Genomic DNA, 23,089 nt, shown 5'->3' with positions numbered 1-23,089 from the left:
AATTGTAGCTTCTGGCAGATTGATTTTTAGACAGCTTGTGCGTTTAATCCTAATTTATGCGAAGAAGATCGCGCTTTTTCCCTCATTTCTGCGACCAATCTGCTGTAAAAGTTTCCGTTTCACGGTCACGCTTTGCTACTCTCAAAAACCGGTTGTCTATTAATCCAGGAGGAGAAACTTGTGACCCATTATGGAAAAGCGCTACTGGTTACGGCCTTTTTTGCCCTGACCGCTTGCCAGTCTGCCAGCAAACCTGACACCAGCGCGGCGGCCAGCCACGATCCCGAAACCGATCAGTGCGGCGCATCGCAATATCAAAACTATGTAGGGCAGCCGTTATCGGCGCTCGACAATAAGCGCTTCGAAGTCCCGGTGCGTGCTATACCGTGGAATTCAGCGGTAACGATGGATTTCAATCTGCGTCGGGTAAATTTCGCGGCGGATCAGAGCGGTAAGATTTCCCGGGTGTACTGCGGTTAACACCAAAACGACATTGCATTGTCATCTGGCTGTCACAGCGCCGGGCGAGGATAGCTGCGCACTACGGAGATTTCCTCGTCACTCTCGAATATGCAATGCTCGTCTTATTTCTTCCCGCTACGGCGGGAATTTTTTTATCTTTCGGCCTGCAAAGCTGATTGAGGAGTGATGATGAAAAAGAGCGGAACGTTACTGCTGTTAACGCTGTTATTAAGCCCGCTGGCGAATGCCTCGAGCGAAGCGGCGTGGCAGCAAAACGACAAAAATATGCAGCAAAGCTGCCTCAAGGCCAGTGGCCTGAAGACAGCTAAAGTGATGGGTAAGCCGATTCAGTATGATGACCGCGTGGGTTTTGATGCGCTGCTGCTGGAGGGGCGCTATCCGCAAAAGCACATGAAAAACCAGCTCGGCCGCGAACTGTGCCTGTACCAGCGTCAGAGCGGCAAAGCGTTTGTCAGCGAAGCCGACCATCTGCGTGCGGTAAAATAGTGCCGTGGGCCGCTACTTCTGCGGCCCCGATTCCAGCAGTTTCGCCAGCAGATTGCGATAGCTCTGCAGCTGCTGTTCATCCCCTTCAAATTCCAGCTTGTCGATCACCCGCGCAATAATCGCTTTGCTGGTGGCAGGCTGCCCGTCATCCATCAGTTCGCGCATGATCGCCGCCAACACATCGCTTTCATGCGGTGCATGCCAGGCGGGGCTATTGAAGTAGTCGGTAATCGCCCGACTGGCGCTGTTTGGCTGGGTTCTCATAGCTGACCTCCGCAGAGACAACGATGCCCGCCGCCAGATAATGGCAGCATGGGGAAATATGGGTTAATCATGCGGACTGTCCAGAACGGGCAGCACGTCGCCAGTGATCACTGGTGGTTTTTTAAACATAGATGCGGTGATGAATAATGTCAGTAACGAGTAGACATATTTTTTCACGTTTGCCGGACGTTGCGATGCGCTTATCTTGCGGCAGGCATTGTTTCAGCACATAAAGACACTAAAAAACGGGCTTCTGGCATGATTTGCTGTGAGCAGAATCACGCTCAACAGCGGAAAACTGCGTTTTTTACCCCATGCCATGTTTTGCCGTCCGGTAATGTTACGAGATTGTTAGACTTAAGCCTCGTTCTATTCTGCTGATGCTCACGCCCATGTTACGCTCCATCGAGTCCTGGAAAGTTAATCTGATATCAGTCTGGTTTGGCTGCTTTTTCACCGGCCTCGCCATCAGTCAGATCATTCCCTTCCTGCCGCTGTATGTTGAAGAACTCGGGATTCATGGCGGTAACGCGCTGAGCGTATGGTCAGGACTCACCTTCAGCGTCACCTTCATTGTTTCTGCCGCCGTGGCGCCATTATGGGGCAGCCTTGCCGACCGCAAAGGACGCAAGCTGATGCTGCTGCGCGCGTCATTCGGCATGGGCGCGGTGATTCTGTTGCAGGCGTTTGTTACGCAGGCGTGGCAACTGCTGCTACTGCGTGCGCTGATGGGACTCACTTCTGGCTATATCCCCAATGCGATGGCGCTGGTGGCGGCGCAGGTGCCGCGCGAGCGCAGCGGCTGGGCGCTGAGCTGCGTCTCTACCGGGCAAATCAGTGGCGTGATCCTTGGACCGATGATTGGCGGGTTGCTGGCTGACTGGCTCGGTTTGCGCATGGTGTTTATCGTCACCGCGGTATTGCTGATGGTGAGCTTCCTCGTCACGCTATTCCTGATTAAAGAGACCGGTTATACACCGGTGAGCAAGAAGGACAAACTGAGCGGCCGCGAGGTGTTTCGTAGCCTCGATAACCCGCGCCTGATGATGTGCCTGTTTGTTACCACCATGGTGATTCAGATGTGCAACGGCTCGGTAAATCCGATTTTGACGCTGTTTGTACGCGAGCTGGCGCCGAATGCGCAAAACATCGCCTTTCTCAGTGGCGTGATTGCCGCGCTGCCGGGCGTGTCGGCGCTGATCTCCGCGCCACGGCTCGGCAAGCTCGGCGATCGCATTGGTACGCAACGTATTCTGATCGCCACCATGATCGTTTCGCTGGTGCTGCTGGTGGCGATGTCCTTTGTCACCAGCGCCACGCAACTTGGCGTGCTGCGTTTCCTGCTCGGTTTTGCCGATGGCGCCATGATGCCCGCGGTGCAGACGCTGCTGGTGCGTCATTCGCGCGATAACATCACCGGCCGCATTTTCGGCTATAACCAATCGTTTATGTACCTGGGAAATGTTGCGGGGCCGCTGCTGGGCGCGGCGGTATCAGCGGCCACCGGATATCGCTGGGTGTTCTTCGCCACGGCGATGGTGGTGTTAGTGAACGTGGTGCTGCTGCGTCGCTTCTATCGCCGCCCGAAAACCACGCTGACTCCACCGCGGAGCCAGCGTGATGCGGCGGAAAAACCTACTGACGCAACTTCAGCGCGTAGTGCCAGCGCTGCTGAGAAAGCAAAAACTCCGGGCTGACGCTTGGGCTCCAGGAGTCGTCACCGCCGACGCCCATATGGAAGCCGTCGAGGTGCAGCCAGCAGCCATCCTCTTCCTGTAATAAGTGGCGATGCGAGGTTGCGCGCAGCTGTTCAAGGCTGTAACGACTGAGCGAGAAAGCGAAGTCGCCGCTGACCTGCAAGTCACCGCTCTGCAACTGATGCGTGCCGCAGCGCAAGCCATTTTCACCCGGGAATACGTAGGCGGTGCTCAGCGCGGCCAGCGGCAACTGCCAGCGCGAGAACTGCGCTGCTAGCTGGCGATCTGGATAGTTCTCGTGCGGGCCTAAGCCGAGCCAGCTCACCTGCTGTGGTGCTTTCACCCACTGACAACGTAGACCGATGCGGGCCGGTGGCGGCAAGCCGGGCGCCTGCTCCACGCTGACGCTTACCGACAACTCCCCGTTGCTGCCGATCTGATAACGTTTGTGACTGGTGAAGATCCGTTGCCCGTTAGCCTGCCACTGATGCCAGGTTTCAATCAGCACGCTGTGTTTCAGGCTATCGACCTGCATATCCACCAGCACCGCTTCCAGCTGATCATATCCCGCGCGTTTCCAGCGCTCGATCCACGCATTGGGATCAACGTTGGCGGCTTCGCTGGTACCAATGTCGTTATCAATTGGCGCACGTATAAAGCACTCCTGCAGCGGCGATAACAGCGTTTCGGCATCATCAACAAACCATTGCACCAGCTCGCCGCTGCGGCGGGAGAAGTGCCAGCGCTGCTGCGGCAGCACCACCGCGACCAGATCGTGATTAGCGATCAGCTCGGGCGCGGTGGTGCTAATTTCAGCTACGCGCTCAGGTAACGCGGCGGGCAGCGGCCACTGATCCCAGGCGACGCGCGCCTCGGCCTCAGACCACGGCGTGGCGTTGAGCTGATAAACCGCCAGGTTCAGCCAGGCGTTGCCCTGCAGCTTCTCACTGACTGGCAGCGTAAACGACTGGCTACCTTGTGGCGCGAGGTCGAGCGGCAATTCACCGCTGGCGAGGGCGACGCCATCTTGCTCAATCGACCAGCGCAGCACTTCATTATCGCTACGGCGGAACAGATATTCGCTGGTGACGGTAAAGCGCCAGGCATCCTGGCTATCGCGCTGAAACTGGAAGAATTGCTGTGCGCGTTGGGCTTCAAACAGCGCCGGATGTGGTGAGCGATCGGCAAACACCAGGCCATTCATGCAGAACTGGCGATCGTTCGGCGTGTCGCCAAAATCGCCGCCGTAGGCTTGCCATGGCTCGCCATTATGGTCATAGCGCGTTAGGCTTTGATCGACCCAGTCCCAGACGAAGCCGCCTTGCAGGCGCGGGAACTGACGGAAAGCCTGCCAGTATTTGGCGAAACCACCCAAGCTGTTGCCCATCGCATGCGCATATTCACACAGAATCAGCGGGCGCGTTTCGCCCGGCAGGCCAATCCATTTTTTCAGTGACCACTTTGGCACGGCCGGGAAGGGCTGATCCTGATCGACGCGCGCGTACATCGGACAGACGATATCAGTGGCTGCGGTATTCGCACCGCCGCCTTCGTACTGCACCGGACGTGTAGGATCGCTGCTTTTCACCCACTGGTAGAGCGCATCGTGCGTGCTACCGTGCCCGGATTCATTGCCCAGCGACCAGATAATGATGCAGGCGTGATTGCGGTCGCGCTGCACCATGCGCGTCACGCGCTCGCTGTAGGCCGCGAACCAACGCGGATCGCTCGAGAGCCGGTTCATCGGCTGCATGCCGTGCGTTTCAATATTGGCTTCATCCACCACGTACAAACCGTACTCATCGCACAGCCGATACCACAGCGGATGATTAGGATAGTGAGCGCAGCGCACCGCGTTGAAGTTGTGGCGCTTCATCAGTTCGATATCGCGCCGCATGCTGGCTTCATCCACCACCTGCCCATTTTCCGGATGATGTTCGTGGCGGTTCACGCCGCGAATCAGCAGCGGTTTGCCGTTCAGGCACAGCTCGCCGTTCTCAATGCTGACGCGACGGAAGCCAACGTCATACGCTTCGGCTTCCAGCAACGCGCCATTTTCATCCAGCAGGGCAACCACCGCGCGATAAAGATGCGGCGTTTCGGCGCTCCACAGCAGCGGCTGAGTGATGGGCAGCACCAGCAACGCACGTTCGGGATAATGACCGCGCTCATCAATGATGTCGCTGCCCGGCACCTGCTCCTGCTCAGCAACGCACTTTTCACCGAGCCACAAACTGACGCGTAATCGACACTGCGCAGGCTGATGTGTGCCCGGCTGGATCCTGACGTTCACACGCAGGTCACCGCGCAGATATTCCGGGCTAAGTGCGGTTTCAAGCTGCACATCGGCGAGCTGGGTTGCTGGCTTATGCAACAGGCTGACGTCACGGAAGATGCCGCTCATGCGCCACATATCCTGATCTTCCAGATAGCTGCCATCGCTCCAGCGCAGCACCATCACCGCTAAGCGATTCTGACCTGGCTGCAGCGCGCGGCTGAGGTCAAATTCAGCGGGCAGGCGGCTGTCCTGCGAATAGCCGATCCATTGTCCGTTGCACCACAGGAAGAAAGCTGAATTCACGCCATCAAAGATAATGCGCGTCTGGCCCTGCTGCAGCCAGTTATCATCCACTTTGAATGTGAGCGAATAACATCCGGTGGGATTTTCTTTCGGCACAAAAGGCGGCGTCACCGGAATCGGATATTGCACATTGGTATAAATGGGGGCGTCGAAGCCGTGTAGCTGCCAGTTAGCGGGCACCGGCAACGTTTGCGCGTCCGGCAGATCCTGCAGCAGCCAGCTTTGCGGCACCGCTTCAGGTTGGGTGAAGTAGCTAAAGGTCCATTGGCCATTCAGCATCAGCCGCGAGGGAGAAGGACGATCGTCACGCGCCTGGGTTTCATCGCGCCAACTGGCAAACGGAGGATGCGCATCCAGCCGGTTTAGGCTGGTGATCACCGGATTTTCCCAGTCACGGCGCGCCAGAATTTCGCTGAGGGACACAGCAGATAAGGTCATGATGAGATCTCACATTTTGTAATGCGCTCACATTGCGTGAAATTGCCTCGGCTGTAAAGCCATCTGCCGCGATTTTGCGCGCTGAGTGGCAGGCCGTGATGGCGCCTTTGTGATGTTTTAGCCGCTTTAGTGCCAGTAAATTGTTAAGCGTGGTGAGCGGAGATGAATAGCGCCGGGTTGCGGAGAATTCTGTATTGTCGCGCCCGGTGCGGCCTCATACACTCAGCCCGATTTCACCATTCCGAGGTAATTATGGTTCGTATGATTAAATTCGCCGCAGTTGCGGCACTGGTCACCGCGCTGAGCGGTTGCATTTTCCCACCTCCGGGTGGCGGCTGGGGCGGCGGTCATGGGCATGGCGGTGGCGGGCCGGGACGTGGCTTTATGGGGCCGCAATAATGAGCGCCAGCGTTAATTAATTTAGCCAGCGAAACGTTTCAATAAATAAAGGACTCGCCAGTGAAACGTTTCGCCGTTACATATTGATATTGCATCTCTTTTTTCGCGCTGCGGCTAATCTATTTTTTACGCAAAATACCGAATAATTGTTGTTGTTTTATTCCGCTCAATGCTAACGTCTGTTTTTCTTCTCTCATTGAGCTTGTCGCATGAAAAACCTGATTGCGGAACTCCTTCTAAAGCTGGCTGAAAAAGAAGAAGAGTCTAAAGAATTAGTGGTTCAGGTAGAGGCGTTAGAGATCGTGGTCACCGCGATGCTGCGCAAACTGAACTCCGAACAATTCCATGAAATTGCCACCGGTATTAAATTAGCGATGCCGCCCGTGGCGCCTGCCGCTGAAACGCCTGATACCACCCTGCTGCGTAATTATGTAGAGAAGCTGCTGGACCATCCGCGGGTATAAAGATTTTCGCCTGTTTTTACCGGCGAATGTCGTTATCGATTTCTCGTATTGACTTATTCCGTGCCATGCTTTGTGGGCAATAATGCTATGGAGAATCCGGTAATGAAATCGTGTCTTTTGGCAATAATGACAGCAGGCTTGCTGATTGCAGGCGGAGCGAGCGCGGCAGAGAAAACCGCGCAGCAGGAAAAAATGACCACGTGTAACCAAAGTGCCGGTACACAAAATCTGAAAGGCGATGCGCGTAAAAGCTTTATGAGTGACTGTCTGAAAAAAGACAGCAAAATGGGCAATATGACGCCGCAACAAATGAAGATGAAAACCTGTAATGCTGATGCGGGCGATAAAAAGCTCACTGGCGATGCGCGTAAAACCTTTATGAGTTCATGTCTGAAGAAGAGCTGATTTAATTATTGGCTGAAGTGTGCGATGCCTTTAGATAACGGCAGCTGAAATATATTAAGGGTTCATGTTTATCATGAACCCTTTCTTATTGCAGTTAACCGCAGCATGGATATATTCAGGTTTACTTATTACGTCAGAGGAAAAACTCATACCAGGATGTTCATCACAAAAACGCCGCCACAACGCTGGCAGGATGCATTAGTCCTAAATAATGACTAATTCAGTCAAACCCGCTCAATCCCTGCGAAGCCAGACCGTTCGTTGGGCAGCCTTTATCTGTGGAGTCTGCTATGAATGTGCTTGATTATGCTGTGATGGCGCTGTACGCGCTGATGATTGTGGCTATTACCCTGTGGGCGATGCGCAAGGTGGGCAGCACGCGCGATTTTTTTGCCGCCGGTGGAAAAATGCCGTGGTGGTTGTCGGGCGTGTCGCATCACATGTCGGGCTACAGCGCTGCGGTATTCGTGGCTTACGCGGCGGTAGCTTACAACATGGGCATCACCATCTATTTCTGGTGGGCCTTCCCGATAGCCATCGCCGTGCTGATTGGCTCGCGTCTCTTTGCCCCGCGCTGGGCGCGACTGCGCATTTATATGAACATCGAATCGCCGATGGAGTATCTCGCCACGCGCTATAACCTACCAACGCAGATGGTGCTGGCGTGGAGCGGGGTGCTGCTGAAAACCTTCGATGTCGGCGCGAAGTGGGCGGCGATTGCGGTGATTATCAACGTTTTCACCGGGCTCGATCCGCTGATAGGTATTTGTGTTTCCGGGGCGCTCAGCTTGTTTTACACCGTGATGGGCGGCTTGTGGGCCGATGCCTGCAACGATTTCGGTCAGTTTGTGGTGCAGTTTGTCGCCGCCATTGTAATGGTGGTGGCGGTGGCGATGCATCTTGGCGGTTTTGGCGAGCTGTTCACCATTTGGCAGCGGCTGCCGCCAACCCATACGCAGATCATTCAGGAACCCTATACCCTCGGCTTTGTGCTCGCCTATTTCGTCATCTATACCCTGAGTTACAACGGCGGTACCTGGAATCTGGCACAGCGCTTTATTGCTGCGCCCGCCGGCCGCGATGCCCGCAAAGCGGCGCTGCTCTCCTCGGCACTCTATCTTATCTGGCCGTTAATTCTGTTCTGGCCGATGTGGGCAGCGCCGCTGCTGTTTCCTGGCCTGAGCGATCCGTCGCGCTCTTATTCGATGATGGCGATGGAACTGCTGCCGAATGGCTTAGTAGGGCTGGTGCTGGTGGCAATGTTCACGCATACGCTATCGATGACCTCCTCTGATGCCAACGCCATTACTGCCGTCGTCACGCGCGATATTCTGCCGGGCATGCTGCCGAGGCGCTTTCAGCGCGGTAAAAGTTCGCTGCTGGTGGCGCGACTCACCGCCTTTCTGTTCATTATCACCACGCTGGTGATTGCCATGAACGCCAGCCATTTCGGCGGCGTGCTGTCACTGCTGATCGTCTGGTTTGGTGGTCTGGTCGGTCCGATATCCATTCCGATGCTGCTCGGGCTGCTACCGGCCTTTCGTCGCAGCGGTAGCGCCGCCGCGCTGGTGAGTTGGGCGGTGGGGGTTGGCACCTTCTTCTGCGTGAAATTTATCTTTACCGATGTCAGCACTGCAACGGTGGTCGCTGCGCCGGTGATGTCATCGCTGGTGCTGTTTACCGCCATGGGTTGGCTGCGCCGTGCGCCGGTTCGCCCGGAAGTGGATCAGCTGCTGAACGCCCTGAATCAGGATCAGGATGCGACCGCCGATAAGCGCTGGCCGCAGAAAACCAATGTTTCTCAGGAGGGATAACATGACGTTATTACAACAGGGAAAAAAGGAGCGTTTGGAGGTTAAACGCTTCGCCAGTCGCGCTGCGTTAGGCGCTGAGGCAGCCCAGGACGTGGCGATGTATCTGCGCCAGCGGCTGAGTGCACAACCGCTGGTGCGTATGGTGTTTGCCGCTGCGCCGTCGCAAAACGAGTTTCTTGCCGCGCTGGCTGTGGCGCCGGACATCGACTGGTCACGCATTCACGCCTTCCACATGGATGAATACATCGGACTTGATCCCGCTGCGCCGCAGCGTTTCAGCCAGTTTCTGCGTCAGCACCTGTTTGATGTGGTGCAGCCGGGCGAAGTCCATCTGATTCCCTCCAGCGGCGATCCGGCGGCAATCTGTTCTGCATATAGTCAACAGCTTAACGCCGCGCCGATTGATGTGGTGTGTCTGGGGATTGGCGAGAACGGCCACTTAGCCTTTAACGATCCGCCGGTGGCAGACTTCAGCGATCCTTACAGCGTTAAGGTGGTGCAACTGGATGATGCCTGCCGCCAGCAGCAGGTCAACGATGGCTGTTTTGCCACCTTCGCGGCGGTGCCGACGCATGCGGTGACGCTGACCATTCCAGCCTTGATGAGCGGGGCGCGCCTGTTCTGCATGGTGCCGGGCGCCAGCAAACGTGCGGCGGTGCAGGCAACGCTCAATGACGCTATCTCCACGGCTTGTCCGGCAACCCGGCTGCGCCAGCATCCGCACTGCACGCTGTATACCGATAGCGCTGCCTGCCCGGAGGTGACATTTGACTAACGCCATTTTGCGCGGCCGTGATTACCGCACGCTGCAACCCATCGAGCTGGAAATTCAGCACGGCAGCATTGCTGAGGTGCGCGCGCTGAGCGCACTCGATGACGATATTATCCTCGCGCCGGGTTTTGTCGACCTGCAGGTCAACGGTTTTCAGGGCGTCGATTTTAACCACTTTCCTTTTAGTGAGCAGGATGTACTGCACGCCACGCGCGCGCTGTGGCAGCAGGGCGTGACCAGCTATTTGCCGACGGTAATCACTGCCAGTCCGCTAGAGATTACGCACGCGATGCAGCGGCTGGCCAGCGCTTGCCAGCAGCATCCTGAGGTGGCGCGTGCGGTGGCGGGTTTTCATCTGGAAGGTCCGTTTCTGTCGCCAGAAGATGGGCCGCGTGGTGCGCACCCGCGCAAGGCGATTCGCGCGCCGGATATCGCGCTGTTCGATAGCTGGCAGCAGGCGGCGCAGCGGCGCATCCGGCTGTTAACGCTGTCGCCGGAGTGGCCGCAAAGCGACGCGCTGATCCGGCATTGCGTGGCGCAGCAGGTGCGCGTTGCGATTGGTCATACTGCGGCAACCTCTGAGCAGATTCACGCAGCGGTAACTGCCGGCGCTACGCTTTCCACCCATCTCGGCAACGGCGCGCATCTGCAGCTGCCGCGGCATCCAAATTACATCTGGCAGCAGCTGGCTGAAGATGCGCTGACGGCCACGCTGATTGCCGATGGCGACCATCTGCCGCCGGACGTGCTGAAAGTGTTTTTGCGCGCCAAAGGCGAGCAGGTGCTGCTGGTCAGTGACGTGACGTCCTTCGCTGGGCAGCCACCGGGCATTTATCACACTGCCATCGGTGGCCGCGTGCAGCTTAGCGCCAGCGGTCGTTTGAGTCTGGCGGATGCGCCGCAGTTGCTGGCGGGTTCAGCGCGCGGGCTACTGGACGGGGTCAACTTCCTGCTGCGCGAGAAGTTGGTTCCGCTGGCGCAAGCCATTGAGATGGCATCGATACGACCAGCGTGCCAACTCGCTCTGCCGCAGCAACAGGGTTTGGCTGCCGGAGCGCCCGCCGATCTGCTGCTGCTGGCACCGCAAACGGATGGCAGCGTGCAGCTGCGCGGCTGTGTAAAACAGGGCGAGTGCGTGTGGCGACATGACGCAGCGGCCTGACAATCGCAGATTATCTTTTACTATTTAACAACCAGTTAGCTACCGTTGCGCTTTGTTATTGCGGACAAATCACCACGCTTTGCCAGGCTTACTCTTTGTAGGGATTTGCTGTCTACATCAAAAACCAGAAGAAAGGAGGCCTATCGTGAGCTATCAAACCGTCGTGGAACTCAAGTCGCTGGCGCAGCGCAAACCCACCAAATTTACCGTTGGCGACACCGATGTGGTGTTGATTCGTGACGATGAGCGCGTGCAGGCATTTCAGGCCAAATGTCCGCATGCCGGTGCGCCGTTAGAGCAGGGCGCGGTATGTGGTGACAAGCTAATCTGTCCGTGGCACAAAGCGGTGTTTCAGCTGCAGGATGGCCAGATGTGTGAGCCGCTGGCATTAGCCAATTTGAAACGTTATCCGGTGCGGGTTGAACAGGGCAAAGTGCTGGTCAATCCGCAGGCGATGGCGCCCGCCAGTGCACCATCCGCTCAGGGAACTTCGCCAGTGTGCGTGATTTTAGGTTCGGGCGCGGCGGGCAGCGCGGCGATCTGGACGCTGCGTGATGAAGGTTTTAGCGGGCAGATTGTGTTGGTCGAGCGTGAATCAGAGGCACCTTACGATCGCACGGCGCTAAGCAAGTTTGTGCCGTCCGGCAAAATGGCAATTGAAGAGGTGCCGAAACTCCTCAAGCAGGATGTCCTGGGCGCGGTACAGCGCATTCAGGGGGATGTGGAGCAGCTGAAAGCGCTGGAGCAAACGCTGATCCTTAAGGGCGGTCAGCAGGTGAAGTTCGATCAACTGCTGATTGCCAGCGGCGGCGTGCCGCAACCGCTGGACATTGCAGGCAAGGATCTGGACGGCGTGCATCTGCTGCGCTCTCTCAAGCAGGCCGATGAACTGCTGAAAGAGGTGGATAAAACCGAACAGCTGGTGATTATCGGCAACAGCTTTATCGGCATGGAGATGGCCGGATCGCTACGTAATCGTGATGTTGAGGTCACGGTGATTGCGCGTCATCCGCTGCCGTTTGCCAAACAGTTTGGCGAAGAGATTGGCCGTCACTTTTACGATCTGCACCGCAGCAACGGGGTGAAATTTGTTGAGGGCGATCCCGTGGCGCTGGAAGGCGAGGGCAAAGTCAGCGCTGTGCGCCTGAAAAGTGGCAAGACGGTAGAGGCCAGTTTGGTGCTGTTCGGTACCGGCGTGGTGCCCGCAACCCAATTCATTCACGACCTGCCGCTCGAAGAGGATGGCAGCTTACTGACGGACAGTCAGCTACGCGTGGCGGATAACATTTGGGTGGCCGGTGATATCGCCAGCTACCCTTCGGTGCGTGGCCCGCAACGCATTGAGCACTATCGCGTGGCACATCAGCAGGGGCGTATCGCGGCACTGAATATGTTGGGTAAACAGATATTGTATGACCGCGTGCCGTTCTTCTGGACCGCGCATTACGGTACACGTTATGAGTATTTGGGGCATGCGGAGGAGTGGGATGATTATCGCCTGCTGGGATCGCTGCAGGATAAGCGCTTTATCGCTTTCTATTGCCGCGAAGGGATGATTGCGGCGGTGTGTTCTGCCGGGCTGTATACGTTGACGGCAGCGCTGGTGCATGAGATGCAGCACCCGATGACGCTGGCGCAGGGGATTGCGCTGTATGAGGCGTATCAGGGGTAGAGTGCAGCGCGCGCTGTCCCTCATCCCAACCTTCTCCCGCCAGCGGGAGAAGGGGCCGCGTGAGCTCACTATTTCCTCTCCCGCTGGCAGGAGAGATAGATGCGGCAACATGCTCGATCGGTTCCCTCTCCCGCTTGCGGGAGAGGGCTAGGGTGAGGGGAAGACCGCACCGATCACTGCTTACTCAACGCCTCTGACTTCGCCATGCAAGCCTGCATTGCGTTAATCACTGCGGCGCGGAAGCCTTTCTCTTCCAGCACTTTTACCGCTTCAATGGTGGTGCCGCCTGGCGAACACACCCGATCTTTCAGCACGCCCGGATGCTCGCCGGTTTCCAGCACCATCTGCGCTGAGCCTTTTACCGCCTGCGCCGCGAACTGATACGCCTGTGCACGCGGCATGCCGCCGAGCACCGCGGCATCCGCCATCGCTTCAATAAACATAAATACATACGCCGGTGCCGAACCGCTTACGCCAACTACCGCGTGAATCAGATATTCATTCACCACCGCCGCTTTGCCGAAGCTCTCGAAAATGGCGACCACTTCATCCACTTCATGCGCTTCCACCAGCACGTTAGGCGTCACAGACGTCATGCCTTCATTCACCAGCGACGGCGTATTGGGCATCACGCGAATGATTTTGCGATCGTGGCCTAAAACAGAAGCCAATGAATCGAGCGTCACACCCGCCGCAATCGAGACCACCAGCACATCTTTTTTCAGTTGACCGGCAAGATCTTTCAGCACTTTGAGAATCACATTGGGTTTCACCGCGCCAAACAGGATATCGACTTCACGCGCCAGGCTTTCAACGCTCTCTGCGGCGGTAATGCCGTACTGTTGCGCCATCGCCTGATTGGTGGCCGGTTTGCGGTCAAATACCAGGATATTGGCCGGGGCGATCTGCCCGCTGTTCACCAGTCCGCTGATGATAGCTTTCGCCATATTGCCGCAGCCGACAAACCCGATTTTTTTCTCCAGCATCGCTTTATCCTCTAAGTGGTTCATTTTCTGTGGGGGTAAGCTTACGTCAGCGAGGATTAATAACAAGGCAGGCAGACAGCAAAAACAGTTGCCATTCTGCCGCAGCACGGCAAGATCAGCCTCATTGTCTGCGAAAAAGGAGTCATCATGTCGATTTGGGTTGATGCGGATGCCTGTCCCAATGTCATCAAAGAGGTGTTATACCGCGCTGCGGAGCGCACCAAAGTCACCGTGACGTTTGTCGCTAACCAGCCGCTGCGCGTGCCGCCTTCGCCGTGGCTGAAAACGCTGCAGGTGGCTGCCGGTTTTGACGTGGCCGATAATGAGATTGTGAAACGCGTGCAGCCGGGTGAGCTGGTGATTACCGGCGATATTCCGCTGGCAGCGGAAGTGCTGGAGAAAGGCGCTGCGGCGTTGAATCCGCGCGGTGAACGCTATTCGCCGGATACCATTCGTCAGCGCTTAACCATGCGTGACTTTATGGAAACGATGCGTGCCAGCGGGATTCAGAGTGGCGGTCCGTCGACGTTGAGCCAACGCGACCGCCAACTGTTTGCTAATGAACTGGATAAGTGGTTACGCCAGCGCTAATCAGACGAAGCTGTCATCGTCGTCAAAGTCGCCACCGCTGCTAAAATCGCCGAAATCATTGTTATCCGCCAGGTTGTTATCCCAACCCGAATTATCATTGAGAAATGCGTTGTTACTGTCGTTGCCGTTGAAGGTATCGAGGCTGTTATCGACCTGCGGCAGCGCCGGTTCGTTAATGATGTTAACGATCTCTTCCGGTTGCGAATGGTGGAACATGCTGGTCAGCATATCCGCCATCACCACGCCACCCGCCACGCCAACTGCCGTTTGCAATGCGCCGCCGAGGAAGCCGGTGCCGCGCGCCGGCGCTGCACCGTATTGCTGCTGTGGCGGGGGCGCATACTGCTGCTGAGGCTGCGGCGGTGGCGTGCCCCAGGCCGGTTGCTGCTGAGAGGCTGCTGGACGCGAACCGCCGCCAAACAGGCTTGAAAGAAAACCGCCGCTGCTCTGCTGTGGCGCCTGTTGCTGTTGCGCCTGCGCCAGACGATTTTCCAGATCCGTGACCTGTGCATTGAGCTTTTTCAGCGCCGCTTCCTGAATCAGGATCGCCTGCGACATGTAGTAAGGCGCGCCAGGCTGATTCTGTAAATGCTGTTTGATCAACTGCTCTGCGCCTGCATCACGCGGGCCGCTTTGGCTTTCTGCCTGTTTCAGTCGGCTGAACAGGCTTTCAATCAATTGTTGTTCTTCGTTTTGCATGGGAAACCTCCATTTACGGTATGACTCAATATATGAGGGCGCGACCCAGGAAAGTAAATCAGCGGCCTGGTAAGGAAATGTTGCCCGCTCTTACATTTTCGACGATGCACGATTCATGCATTGTTTTCCGCTGGTAAATCAATCGAATAGCCTAGGATGTGACTGAAATACGCGTAAATCGTGCCTCGCGGGTGGCTGATAAAATAAAATCCAGGTATTATGCGACGCATTATTGACCTGATGACGTTGCCCGTGCGGCACATTACGGCGGAGGATGAGCCTGGATGTCATTACCCATCTATCTGATCGGCGCACGCGGTTGCGGTAAAACCACGGTGGGCCAGGCGCTGTCGCAAGCGCTGGGCTATGCCTTCAACGATACCGATCACCATCTGCAACTCACCACCCAGCGAAGCGTGGCCGAGATTGTGGCATCTGAAGGGTGGGAGAGCTTTCGCGCCCGTGAGACCGAATCGCTGCGTGCGGTTACCGCGCCAAATACGGTTATTGCCACTGGCGGCGGCATGGTGTTGGCCGAAGCCAACTGTCGCTTTATGCGTGAACATGGTCAGGTGATTTGGCTCAATGCGCCATCGGACGTCTTAGCTCAACGTCTCGAACACCAGCCGGAAGCGGCGCAGCGTCCGACGTTAACCGGCCGTCCGATTGCCGAAGAGATGGGCGATATCCTGCGTGAACGCGCGCATCTGTATCGTCAAACCGCGCACCATGAAGTGAATGCGATGCAATCACCCGAGCGCGTGGTTGAGCAAATTTTGCAGTCGCTGTCACTGGCGCGCGCCAGCTAAACCCTCAGATTTTTCTCTCTTTTTTTGCAGCGATCCTCCGTTGTCTATACTTCACGGTAGGCAGAGGATCACGGCTGCCCGTGGACAACTGAGAGAAGAGGGAAAATTATGCCAACGAAACCACCCTATCCGCGTGAAGCGCGCATCGTCACTGTTGAAAAAGGCTCGTCAGATCAAACCGTGACCTGGTATGAATTACGCGCCGACCATCCCAAACCCGATACGTTAATTAGTGAACATAAATCTCAGGCCGAAGCGCAGGATGCTAAAGAGCGCTACGAGGATGCCGAAAAAGATTAACGTTATCCGTCATATTTCAAGCTGTAGATACGTTGGCTTGATGTGTTCTCCCCAGTCACTGACTAAAGTAAGCGCCTGGGGATTTACGCATTTGTCGCCTTCCTGCAGCTTGAACTATTCAGGATAAAGAAACTCAACCAAATATTGCGCATTACCCAATAAGCTCTATCCCTTCCTGCTAAATATCTTTCTCGCCTGATAACGTCATTCAATTCTGTTTTTCTGCCGTATTTTCTCCTGCCTTAAATTCCATAAGTATTGTCCGGCTAAAAATTTGCGCTTGACGCATAAAGCCACGCGTTTTACTTTCGGGGTCTTGATAAAGGAACTCGGTTCCACATAGTGAAACAGGCGCCATGACCACACTCGAAAATGCCTCTGCCGTACTGAAGCTGTTCCAGCGCTTTGGCGTGGCGCAGGGCCATCCGGGCTTAACGTTTACCGAGGTGGTGGATGCGTTGGGGTTGCCGAAAAGCACCGTATCGCGCCTGTTAGCGACGATGGAAAGTGAAGGCTTACTTGAGCGTGATGCCGAGAGCCGCTGCTTCCAGATTGGTCGCGTGCTGCTGTCGGTTGCTGGTCACTATCTCTCGACGCCGTTGGTTGATAGCGCCTCGGCGCCGATGGCGCGTCTGGCGGCCAGCAGCGGTTGCATGGGCTACATCTCGGTGCTGGACGGTGACGATGTGCTGGTGATGCGGATGTATCACGGTCGCTTCTTCACCCAGCTCGTTACGCCGCCGGGCACACGCGTTTCATTAACCGGCACTTCGACCGGACGCGTGCTGTTAGCGCAGTTAAGTGATGAAGAGGTTCGCGATCGTTTTGCCAGCAACTGGCAGGCGGCTTCGCTGAACTCACCGCTAACGCTGGATGATTTGTGCAAAGAGTTAGCCGTGATTCGACAGCAAGGCTGGGCAATGGCGTGCAATGAGACGCTGCCGGGTATCAGCTCACTGGCGGTCGCCGTGACCAATAAACATCGCGGTGAAAGTGCCGCGCTTTGTCTCTCGTTTTTATCGCAAGAAGCGGCGCCCGGTTACCCGGAAGCACTGCTCAGCGAATTACGTGCCACCGCCGCCCTAATGGCGGAAAAGTACGGCGCGTAACCCTGAATCAATCAGGGAAACCCTCTTAACGATTTTAAGGCGTAATACTTCGCGCCACACCAGGGAAATAGCAGGTCTTCGGACCTGCTTATTTCAATAATCAGGGAACGATTAAATAAATATGTGGATGTCCCGCGTGTCGGGCATTGCATTTTAAGGCGTTTCTACAGGGTGAAAATACGGGGATCTCATGCGTCAAAATAATCCAATAAAAAGTGTTGGCGTTGCCTTAATGCTGGTTCTGCTATCCGTTGCAGGCGCCATTATTGGGGTACAGCTTATTACCACCATTGGGGTGACACCCAATACCTCTATTATCGGCGCGCTGTTTGCCATGCTGCTGGCGCGCATTCCACTGCAATGGTTTCGTCGCTATCGTTCGATTGAAGTCCAAAACCTCGCGCAAACCGCTATCTCTTCTGCCACCTTTGGCGCCGCCAACAGCCTGCTGATGCCGATTGCGGTGCCGTGGGCGCTGGGTGAACCGCAGCTGGTGCTGCCGCTGTTTGTTGGCGTCAGCGCGGCGATGCTGCTTGATGCTTATCTGCTCTATCGTCTGTTCGATACGCGCGTGTTCCCCGCCAGCAATGCGTGGCCGCCGGGCGTGGCGGCAGCGGAAGCGATTAAAGCCGGGGATAAAGGCGGTCGTCAGGCGTGGCTGCTGGTGGTGGGGATTGTCGGCGGCATTGTCGGTTCGATGCTGAAGATTCCGATGTCGGCGTTTGGTACCGCGTTTATCGGCAATATCTGGGCGCTGAGTATGCTGGGTACCGGTTTTCTGCTGCGTGCGTATGCGCAACCGGTTGCTGGTATTGATATCAACGCCCTTTATATTCCGCACGGCGTGATGGTCGGTGCCGGTTTAGTCGCGCTGATTCAGGTGGTGCAGGTGATTCGCAGTCGCCGTAATGACCAGATCAACGTCAGCCGCAGCGATAGCGAAGTGAAGCGCTCGCTCGGCTTTGGCACTGTGGGTTATATCGTGATCTCCACGCTGCTGGCGCTGGCAGGTGGCTTGTGGAGCCAGATGGGCCTGCCGATGCTGGTGTTGTTTATTGTTTACGCCGCCTTTGCTGCCTTTGTACATGAACTGATTGTCGGCATCGCCGCCATGCACTCCGGCTGGTTCCCGGCCTTTGCGGTGGCACTGATTACGCTGATTCTCGGCATTCTGCTCGGCTTCCCGCCGCTGGCGCTGTGCCTGCTGTGTGGTTTCACCGCCGCAACTGGCCCGGCATTTGCCGACATGGGCTATGACCTGAAAGCCGGCTTTATCCTGCGCGGTAACGGCGCAGATATGCAGCAGGAGCTGTGGGGCCGCCGCATCCAGCTGATCGCCGCCATGATCGCCTTTGTCATCTGTATTCCGGTGGTGTGGTATGCGCATACTATTTTCTTTGCCGAAAATCTGTTGCCGCCGGTGGCGCGTGTTTACGCGAAAACCATTCAGGCCGGGGCGGAGCCGGGTATCGCCGGTAACCTGCTGATGTGGGCAATTCCGGGCGCCATCATCCAGTTAATCGGCGGACCCAAACGTCAGCTCGGCGTGCTGCTGGCGACCGGTTTGCTCATCAATAACGCCGCTGCCGGTTGGGCGGTGATGATCGGTATCGCGCTGCGAATCATCATTTTGCGTGTGTGGGGCGAGCGTGGACGTTCACCGATGGAGGTGATGGCCGCTGGATTTATCGCCGGCGACGCGCTCTACAGTTTCTTCCATTCACTCTTTGCCAGTAGCACTAAGAAATAATCCAGGGAATTCATTATGAGTTTACAGCAGACACTGCAGGTCTTTGAGTTACTCGATAGCGCCTACATTGATGGCCAACAGGTGGTGGATTTGTTCGCTGCTTATCCGGGCGTTAGCGCCAGCACTACCCGCGTCAGTGGGCCAAAAGGGCGTACCGATTTCGTTCGCATCGATATTCCCGGCGCGCAGGGCAAGCGCAACGGCGGCAATGCGCCAACGCTGGGTATTATTGGTCGTCTTGGCGGCATCGGTGCGCGTCCAACGCGGATTGGTATGGTGTCTGACGCGGATGGTGCCGTGGCGGCAGTCAGCAGTGCGCTGAAGCTGGCGCAGATGCAAACCAAAGGCGATGTGCTGGCGGGCGATGTGATCATCACCACCCACATCTGCCCGGATGCGCCCACTCGTCCGCACGAACCGGTCGATTTCATGGATTCGCCGTGCGACGACATCACAATGAATGACAATGAGGTGATCGCTGGCGTTGATGCAATTCTGTCGATCGACACCACCAAAGGTAACCGCATCCTGAATCACAAAGGCTACGCGCTGTCGCCTACGGTGAAAGAGGGCTACATCCTGCGCGTGTCGGAAGATTTACTGCGCATCATGGAGATGACCAGCGGCAAACCGGCGGTCACGTTCCCGATTACCACGCAGGACATCACGCCCTACGGCAACGGGGTTTATCACCTCAATAGCATTCTGCAGCCCTCCACCGCCACCGATGTGCCGGTCGTGGGCGTGGCGATCTGCGCGGAATCGGTGGTGCCGGGCTGTGGTACCGGCGCCAGCCACGAAGTGGATATCGCCGCTGCGGTGAAGTTTGCGGTGGAAGTGGCGAAAGAGTTCGGACGCGAAACCTGCCAGTTCTATGACGCGCAAGAGTACGCTGTGCTGCTATCTTTGTATGGTAGTCTCAGCCACTTGCGTAACCGGAAAGCCTGATGATGAATACCTCCCTGGTCACACTTACCATTGGTCAATCACCGCGCAGCGACATCTTGCCGCTGCTGCAGGAACATCTGCCCGCCGATCAGATAGCACATGCCGGGCTACTCGACGGCCTGACGCTGGCCGAGGTCGAGCAGCAGTATGCGCCCGCGCCGGGCGATAAAGTGCTGGTCTCGCGCATGACCAGCGGCGAGCAGGTGCGTCTGTCGGGACCAAAAGTGGAGCAGGGACTGCAGCGTAAAATCACCGCGCTGGAACAGCAGGGCTACGACACCATTCTGCTGCTGTGCACCGGCGAGTTCGGCACGCTGAAAACGCAATCCGCTTTATTGCTGGAGCCGGATCGCATCATCCCGCCGCTGGTGCGCGCGATTGTGCAAGAGCATAAAGTCGGCATCGTGGTGCCGGTCGAAGAGCAGATTGCCGAGCAGGCCAACAAGTGGCGCAACCTGACGAGCCCACCGTGCTTTGCCGTGGCCAGCCCGTATCTGGCCGAGCAGGCCGATTTGGTGGAAGCCGGGTTGTCGTTGCAGGAGCAGGGCGCGGATGTGGTGGTGCTGGATTGCATCGGCTATCACCAGAAGCATCGGGATTTCCTGCAAAAAATGTTGGGCATTCCGGTACTGCTGTCGAACGTGCTGGTGGCCAAGCTGGCGGCAGAGTTGATCGTCTAAGGCGGATAGATCACAACTTACGATCGGTGGCGCTATTTCGCGTGACAGATCAGCGAGTTCCTTAGTAATCTGCCAGTCACGATAATGTGCTGTGAGGAAGTAATATGCTCAATACGAGTGAGTATTTCGACGGAAAAGTGAAATCCATTGGTTTCGACAGCGTGACCATTGGCCGTGCCAGCGTTGGCGTGATGGCGGAAGGTGAATACACCTTCGGTACCGCTCAGCCGGAAGAGATGACGGTAGTCAGCGGCGCACTGAAAGTGCTGCTGCCGGGCGAAACCGAGTGGAAATGGTACGAAGCCGGTTCCGTCTTCAGCGTTCCGGGCCAGAGCGAATTCCATCTGCAGGTAGCCGAGCCTTCATCTTATCTGTGCCGCTACCTCTGATTTACCCGTCATACTTCGCGCTGCAGATGCGTTGGCTGCGTGTGCTCACCCCAGTCACTTACTTTAGTAAGCTCCTGGGGATTCTCACCCTTGCCGCCTTCCTGCAACGCGAATTATTTAGGGTAAAATTCTGTGCGCTAGATGGTTCTAAACCTGCGATTCTGTTTTGGATTGCAGGTTTTTTGCTTTAATTGTGCACCGTTTTAACGCTTCGCTTCGCCGCCTAAGGCTTCTATCAGGTTAGCGATCAGCGCGGCCAGTTCGCTGCTCATCAGAATGAAATCAGCATCGAAACGTTGAGCGAAATCGTCGCGATCGATGTCATCATTCTGCTCACGCAGCGTGTCGCTAAACTTCAGGCGTTTCACCGAAGCATCGTCGGCAATGACAAACTGAATGCGCTCCTGCCAGTCGAGCGCCAGCTTGGTGACCACTTTACCGGCTTCAATATGCGTGGCGATTTCATCGGAGATCAGATCCTGTTTCTTGCAGCGGATCACGCCGCCATCTTCCAGCATCGCTTTCAGCTCGGCTTCATCCATCAAGGCAAAACCAGCCGGCAATTCACCGGAACGCACCCATTCGGTCAGCGTCAGCTCGATCGGATTCTCCAGCGTCAGCGGCACCACCGGCAATGAACCGAGGCTTTTACGCAGCAGTGCCAGCGTATCTTCGGCTTTTTTGGCGCTGGCGCAGTCAACGATGATCAGATTGTTGACAGTGTCGATCCACATAAAGGTCTGGCTGAAGCGGCTAAATGCGCGCGGCAGCAGGCTATGCAGCACTTCATCTTTCAGCGAGTCTTTCTCAGTCTTCTTCAGCTTGCGGCTCTGTTCCGCCTCCAGCTTGTCGATTTTGGCTTCCAGCGCCTGTTTCACCACCGGCGATGGCAGGATCTTTTGTTCAGTACGCGCACAGATTACGATCTGACCGTTAATCTCATGCGTCAGCGCTTCGCTGCGGTTGCCCATCGGTGATACCCAACCGGTTTTCGCCATATCCTGGCTGCCGCACGGTGAAAAGGTGAAGGCGTCGAGCTGCTTTTCCAAATCGTCTGCGGACAGCGGGATGTCACGATTCAGACGATAAACCATCATATTTTTAAACCACAACATCGGGATTCCTTACCGTGGGTGCGATCGGGCGCACAAGTCTCAAAGTCAGCGCGCATGATAGCGAAACATCGGATTCGTTTCATTGCCTTTCCCGATTCAGCCTTCTACTGTATTTGTCACCAGAACGAATAATGAGGAATAAAGCGTGCGTATTGGGATTGATTTAGGCGGCACTAAAATTGAAGTGATTGCCCTGTCCGATCAGGGACAAGAGTTGTTCCGTCACCGCGTCAATACGCCGCGTGATGACTACGCTGCCACGGTTCAGGCGATTGTCGATTTGGTGTTGCTGGCGGAGGAGAAGACCGGACAGCAGGGCACGGTGGGCATTGGCATTCCCGGCACCCTTTCGCCTTATACGCAGCGGGTGAAAAATGCTAACTCTACCTGGCTGAACGGACAGCCGCTGGATAAGGATTTGGCGCAGGCGCTGAATCGTGACGTGCGCATCGCCAATGACGCGAATTGTCTGGCGGTTTCCGAAGCGGTGGATGGTGCAGGCGCGGGCCAGCCGCTGGTGTTTGCAGTGATCATCGGCACAGGTTCAGGCGCGGGCGTGGCGATTGGCGGCGAGTCACGCATCGGCGGTAACGGTAACGCCGGCGAATGGGGCCATAATCCGCTGCCGTGGATGGACGAAGATGAACTGCGTCACCGCGCGGAAGTGCCGTGTTATTGCGGGTTGCAGGGCTGTATCGAGACATTTGTTTCGGGCACCGGCTTTGCCATCGATTATCAGCGTTTGAGCGGTAAGGCATTGAAAGGCGCAGAAATCATCAAGCTGATTGAGCAGCAGGACCCCGTGGCGGAACTGGCGATGAATCGCTACGAAATGCGTCTGGCGAAATCGCTGGCGCAGGTAGTGAATTTGCTTGATCCGGATGTGATTGTGCTGGGCGGCGGGATGAGCAATAACGATCGGCTGTATCAAACCGTGCCGGCGCTGATGAAACAGTGGGTGTTTGGCCGTGAGTGTGAAACGCCGGTGTTGAAGGCGGTGCACGGTGATTCAAGCGGTGTGCGCGGGGCCGCATGGCTGTGGCCGGTGAAGGGTTAGGGTGCGTTGTGTGCTGGCT

At 56.4% G+C, this 23,089-nt stretch carries 24 protein-coding genes; 19 read left to right on the top strand and 5 right to left on the bottom strand.

Annotation, left to right across the window (positions count from 1 at the left end):
• Positions 1-180: 180 nt before the first annotated feature.
• On the top strand, positions 181-480 hold the full coding sequence (locus PMI17_RS05945) for an I78 family peptidase inhibitor (protein ID WP_007887079.1): 300 nt from the start codon (positions 181-183) through the stop codon (positions 478-480).
• A gap of 171 nt (positions 481-651) precedes the next feature.
• Positions 652-969, top strand: coding sequence for a hypothetical protein (locus PMI17_RS05940; protein ID WP_007887078.1), 318 nt, complete (start codon positions 652-654; stop codon positions 967-969).
• A 12-nt stretch (positions 970-981) separates the two neighbouring features.
• Here PMI17_RS05940 and PMI17_RS05935 read toward each other — a convergent pair whose 3' ends face one another.
• Positions 982-1,233 carry a biofilm development regulator YmgB/AriR family protein gene (locus PMI17_RS05935; protein WP_007887077.1) on the bottom strand — a complete coding sequence of 84 codons (252 nt, stop codon included), beginning with the start codon at positions 1,231-1,233 and terminating at the stop codon, positions 982-984.
• Between the two features lie 392 nt (positions 1,234-1,625).
• On the opposite strand from PMI17_RS05935, the gene PMI17_RS05930 reads away from it, so the two are divergent.
• A complete protein-coding gene (locus PMI17_RS05930; protein WP_036620351.1) occupies positions 1,626-2,930 on the top strand; it encodes a multidrug efflux MFS transporter in 1,305 nt (434 codons plus the stop codon).
• On the opposite strand, the gene PMI17_RS05925 is transcribed toward PMI17_RS05930, so the two are convergent.
• The gene (locus tag PMI17_RS05925; protein ID WP_007887075.1) at positions 2,869-5,949 is read right to left on the bottom strand and encodes a beta-galactosidase; all 3,081 of its coding nucleotides are present in this window, start codon (positions 5,947-5,949) and stop codon (positions 2,869-2,871) included. The two genes, PMI17_RS05930 and PMI17_RS05925, sit on opposite strands and share 62 nt — an antisense overlap.
• A 252-nt stretch (positions 5,950-6,201) precedes the next feature.
• On the opposite strand from PMI17_RS05925, the gene PMI17_RS25500 reads away from it, so the two are divergent.
• The 7 genes from PMI17_RS25500 (at position 6,202) to PMI17_RS05895 (ending at position 12,637) form a co-directional block, all read left to right on the top strand.
• Entirely contained in the window at positions 6,202-6,348 is a 147-nt protein-coding gene (locus PMI17_RS25500; RefSeq protein WP_007887074.1) for a hypothetical protein, read from the top strand.
• A 209-nt stretch (positions 6,349-6,557) separates the two neighbouring features.
• Entirely contained in the window at positions 6,558-6,812 is a 255-nt protein-coding gene (iraP, locus tag PMI17_RS05920) for an anti-adapter protein IraP (protein WP_007887073.1), read from the top strand.
• A gap of 102 nt (positions 6,813-6,914) precedes the next feature.
• Positions 6,915-7,217 carry a PsiF family protein gene (locus tag PMI17_RS05915; protein ID WP_007887071.1) on the top strand — a complete coding sequence of 101 codons (303 nt, stop codon included), beginning with the start codon at positions 6,915-6,917 and terminating at the stop codon, positions 7,215-7,217.
• Positions 7,218-7,507: 290 nt separating this feature from the next.
• Positions 7,508-9,031 (top strand): sodium:solute symporter family protein, encoded by a 1,524-nt coding sequence (locus PMI17_RS05910; protein WP_007887070.1) that lies wholly within the window; start codon positions 7,508-7,510, stop codon positions 9,029-9,031.
• Between the two features lies 1 nt (position 9,032).
• Positions 9,033-9,806 carry a glucosamine-6-phosphate deaminase gene (locus tag PMI17_RS05905; protein WP_007887069.1) on the top strand — a complete coding sequence of 258 codons (774 nt, stop codon included), beginning with the start codon at positions 9,033-9,035 and terminating at the stop codon, positions 9,804-9,806.
• A complete protein-coding gene (locus PMI17_RS05900; protein WP_007887068.1) occupies positions 9,799-10,965 on the top strand; it encodes an N-acetylglucosamine-6-phosphate deacetylase in 1,167 nt (388 codons plus the stop codon). Before PMI17_RS05905 ends, PMI17_RS05900 begins: the two co-directional genes overlap by 8 nt.
• Positions 10,966-11,110: 145 nt before the next feature.
• Positions 11,111-12,637: an FAD-dependent oxidoreductase gene (locus PMI17_RS05895; protein WP_007887067.1), complete on the top strand. Its 1,527-nt coding sequence runs from the start codon at positions 11,111-11,113 to the stop codon at positions 12,635-12,637.
• A 173-nt stretch (positions 12,638-12,810) separates the two neighbouring features.
• Here the strand turns inward: PMI17_RS05895 and proC are convergent, their stop codons facing one another.
• On the bottom strand, positions 12,811-13,623 hold the full coding sequence (proC, locus tag PMI17_RS05890; RefSeq protein WP_007887064.1) for a pyrroline-5-carboxylate reductase: 813 nt from the start codon (positions 13,621-13,623) through the stop codon (positions 12,811-12,813).
• A gap of 147 nt (positions 13,624-13,770) precedes the next feature.
• Here proC and PMI17_RS05885 point away from each other — a divergent pair, with 147 nt between their 5' ends.
• Positions 13,771-14,214, top strand: a complete 444-nt coding sequence (locus PMI17_RS05885) for a YaiI/YqxD family protein (RefSeq protein WP_007887063.1) — start codon at positions 13,771-13,773, stop codon at positions 14,212-14,214.
• On the opposite strand, the gene PMI17_RS05880 is transcribed toward PMI17_RS05885, so the two are convergent.
• Entirely contained in the window at positions 14,215-14,913 is a 699-nt protein-coding gene (locus PMI17_RS05880) for a DUF2076 domain-containing protein (protein WP_007887062.1), read from the bottom strand.
• 284 nt (positions 14,914-15,197) lie between these two features.
• Between PMI17_RS05880 and aroL the strand changes: the two genes are divergently transcribed.
• From aroL to ppnP, 7 genes are all read left to right on the top strand, one after another.
• On the top strand, positions 15,198-15,722 hold the full coding sequence (gene aroL / locus PMI17_RS05875; RefSeq protein ID WP_007887061.1) for a shikimate kinase AroL: 525 nt from the start codon (positions 15,198-15,200) through the stop codon (positions 15,720-15,722).
• A gap of 108 nt (positions 15,723-15,830) precedes the next feature.
• Positions 15,831-16,022, top strand: a complete 192-nt coding sequence (locus tag PMI17_RS05870) for a YaiA family protein (protein WP_007887060.1) — start codon at positions 15,831-15,833, stop codon at positions 16,020-16,022.
• 356 nt (positions 16,023-16,378) lie between these two features.
• Positions 16,379-17,131 carry an IclR family transcriptional regulator gene (locus PMI17_RS05865; RefSeq protein WP_007887056.1) on the top strand — a complete coding sequence of 251 codons (753 nt, stop codon included), beginning with the start codon at positions 16,379-16,381 and terminating at the stop codon, positions 17,129-17,131.
• 190 nt (positions 17,132-17,321) lie between these two features.
• Complete coding sequence (locus PMI17_RS05860; protein WP_007887055.1) at positions 17,322-18,881, top strand: OPT/YSL family transporter; 1,560 nt, start codon at positions 17,322-17,324, stop codon at positions 18,879-18,881.
• 15 nt (positions 18,882-18,896) lie between these two features.
• On the top strand, positions 18,897-19,829 hold the full coding sequence (locus PMI17_RS05855) for a DUF1177 domain-containing protein (protein WP_007887054.1): 933 nt from the start codon (positions 18,897-18,899) through the stop codon (positions 19,827-19,829).
• Positions 19,830-19,831: 2 nt separating this feature from the next.
• Positions 19,832-20,509, top strand: a complete 678-nt coding sequence (locus PMI17_RS05850) for an AroM family protein (protein WP_036620377.1) — start codon at positions 19,832-19,834, stop codon at positions 20,507-20,509.
• Between the two features lie 104 nt (positions 20,510-20,613).
• Positions 20,614-20,898: a pyrimidine/purine nucleoside phosphorylase gene (gene ppnP / locus PMI17_RS05845; RefSeq protein WP_007887052.1), complete on the top strand. Its 285-nt coding sequence runs from the start codon at positions 20,614-20,616 to the stop codon at positions 20,896-20,898.
• Positions 20,899-21,101: 203 nt separating this feature from the next.
• Here ppnP and rdgC read toward each other — a convergent pair whose 3' ends face one another.
• Positions 21,102-22,013 carry a recombination-associated protein RdgC gene (rdgC, locus tag PMI17_RS05840; RefSeq protein WP_007887051.1) on the bottom strand — a complete coding sequence of 304 codons (912 nt, stop codon included), beginning with the start codon at positions 22,011-22,013 and terminating at the stop codon, positions 21,102-21,104.
• A gap of 145 nt (positions 22,014-22,158) precedes the next feature.
• Between rdgC and mak the strand changes: the two genes are divergently transcribed.
• On the top strand, positions 22,159-23,070 hold the full coding sequence (gene mak, locus PMI17_RS05835; protein WP_007887050.1) for a fructokinase: 912 nt from the start codon (positions 22,159-22,161) through the stop codon (positions 23,068-23,070).
• Positions 23,071-23,089: the final 19 nt, after the last annotated feature.

Origin of the sequence: Pantoea sp. GM01 (genome assembly GCF_000282675.1) — a bacterium.
Lineage (GTDB): Bacteria > Pseudomonadota > Gammaproteobacteria > Enterobacterales > Enterobacteriaceae > Pantoea > Pantoea nemavictus.
This window is presented reverse-complemented; position numbering and strand designations above follow the sequence as displayed.

Excerpts from the sequence above, each read along its gene's own strand:
- PMI17_RS05940 (WP_007887078.1), top strand. The coding sequence starts at position 652 with ATGAAAAAGAGCGGAACGTTACTGCTGTTAACGCTGTTATTAAGCCCG.
- PMI17_RS05935 (WP_007887077.1), bottom strand. The coding sequence starts at position 1,233 with ATGAGAACCCAGCCAAACAGCGCCAGTCGGGCGATTACCGACTACTTC.
- PMI17_RS05930 (WP_036620351.1), top strand. The coding sequence starts at position 1,626 with ATGTTACGCTCCATCGAGTCCTGGAAAGTTAATCTGATATCAGTCTGG.
- PMI17_RS05925 (WP_007887075.1), bottom strand. The coding sequence starts at position 5,949 with ATGACCTTATCTGCTGTGTCCCTCAGCGAAATTCTGGCGCGCCGTGAC.
- PMI17_RS25500 (WP_007887074.1), top strand. The coding sequence starts at position 6,202 with ATGGTTCGTATGATTAAATTCGCCGCAGTTGCGGCACTGGTCACCGCG.
- iraP (WP_007887073.1), top strand. The coding sequence starts at position 6,558 with ATGAAAAACCTGATTGCGGAACTCCTTCTAAAGCTGGCTGAAAAAGAA.
- PMI17_RS05915 (WP_007887071.1), top strand. The coding sequence starts at position 6,915 with ATGAAATCGTGTCTTTTGGCAATAATGACAGCAGGCTTGCTGATTGCA.
- PMI17_RS05910 (WP_007887070.1), top strand. The coding sequence starts at position 7,508 with ATGAATGTGCTTGATTATGCTGTGATGGCGCTGTACGCGCTGATGATT.
- PMI17_RS05905 (WP_007887069.1), top strand. The coding sequence starts at position 9,033 with ATGACGTTATTACAACAGGGAAAAAAGGAGCGTTTGGAGGTTAAACGC.
- proC (WP_007887064.1), bottom strand. The coding sequence starts at position 13,623 with ATGCTGGAGAAAAAAATCGGGTTTGTCGGCTGCGGCAATATGGCGAAA.
- PMI17_RS05885 (WP_007887063.1), top strand. The coding sequence starts at position 13,771 with ATGTCGATTTGGGTTGATGCGGATGCCTGTCCCAATGTCATCAAAGAG.
- PMI17_RS05880 (WP_007887062.1), bottom strand. The coding sequence starts at position 14,913 with ATGCAAAACGAAGAACAACAATTGATTGAAAGCCTGTTCAGCCGACTG.
- aroL (WP_007887061.1), top strand. The coding sequence starts at position 15,198 with ATGTCATTACCCATCTATCTGATCGGCGCACGCGGTTGCGGTAAAACC.
- PMI17_RS05870 (WP_007887060.1), top strand. The coding sequence starts at position 15,831 with ATGCCAACGAAACCACCCTATCCGCGTGAAGCGCGCATCGTCACTGTT.
- PMI17_RS05865 (WP_007887056.1), top strand. The coding sequence starts at position 16,379 with ATGACCACACTCGAAAATGCCTCTGCCGTACTGAAGCTGTTCCAGCGC.
- PMI17_RS05860 (WP_007887055.1), top strand. The coding sequence starts at position 17,322 with ATGCGTCAAAATAATCCAATAAAAAGTGTTGGCGTTGCCTTAATGCTG.
- PMI17_RS05855 (WP_007887054.1), top strand. The coding sequence starts at position 18,897 with ATGAGTTTACAGCAGACACTGCAGGTCTTTGAGTTACTCGATAGCGCC.
- PMI17_RS05850 (WP_036620377.1), top strand. The coding sequence starts at position 19,832 with ATGAATACCTCCCTGGTCACACTTACCATTGGTCAATCACCGCGCAGC.
- ppnP (WP_007887052.1), top strand. The coding sequence starts at position 20,614 with ATGCTCAATACGAGTGAGTATTTCGACGGAAAAGTGAAATCCATTGGT.
- rdgC (WP_007887051.1), bottom strand. The coding sequence starts at position 22,013 with ATGTTGTGGTTTAAAAATATGATGGTTTATCGTCTGAATCGTGACATC.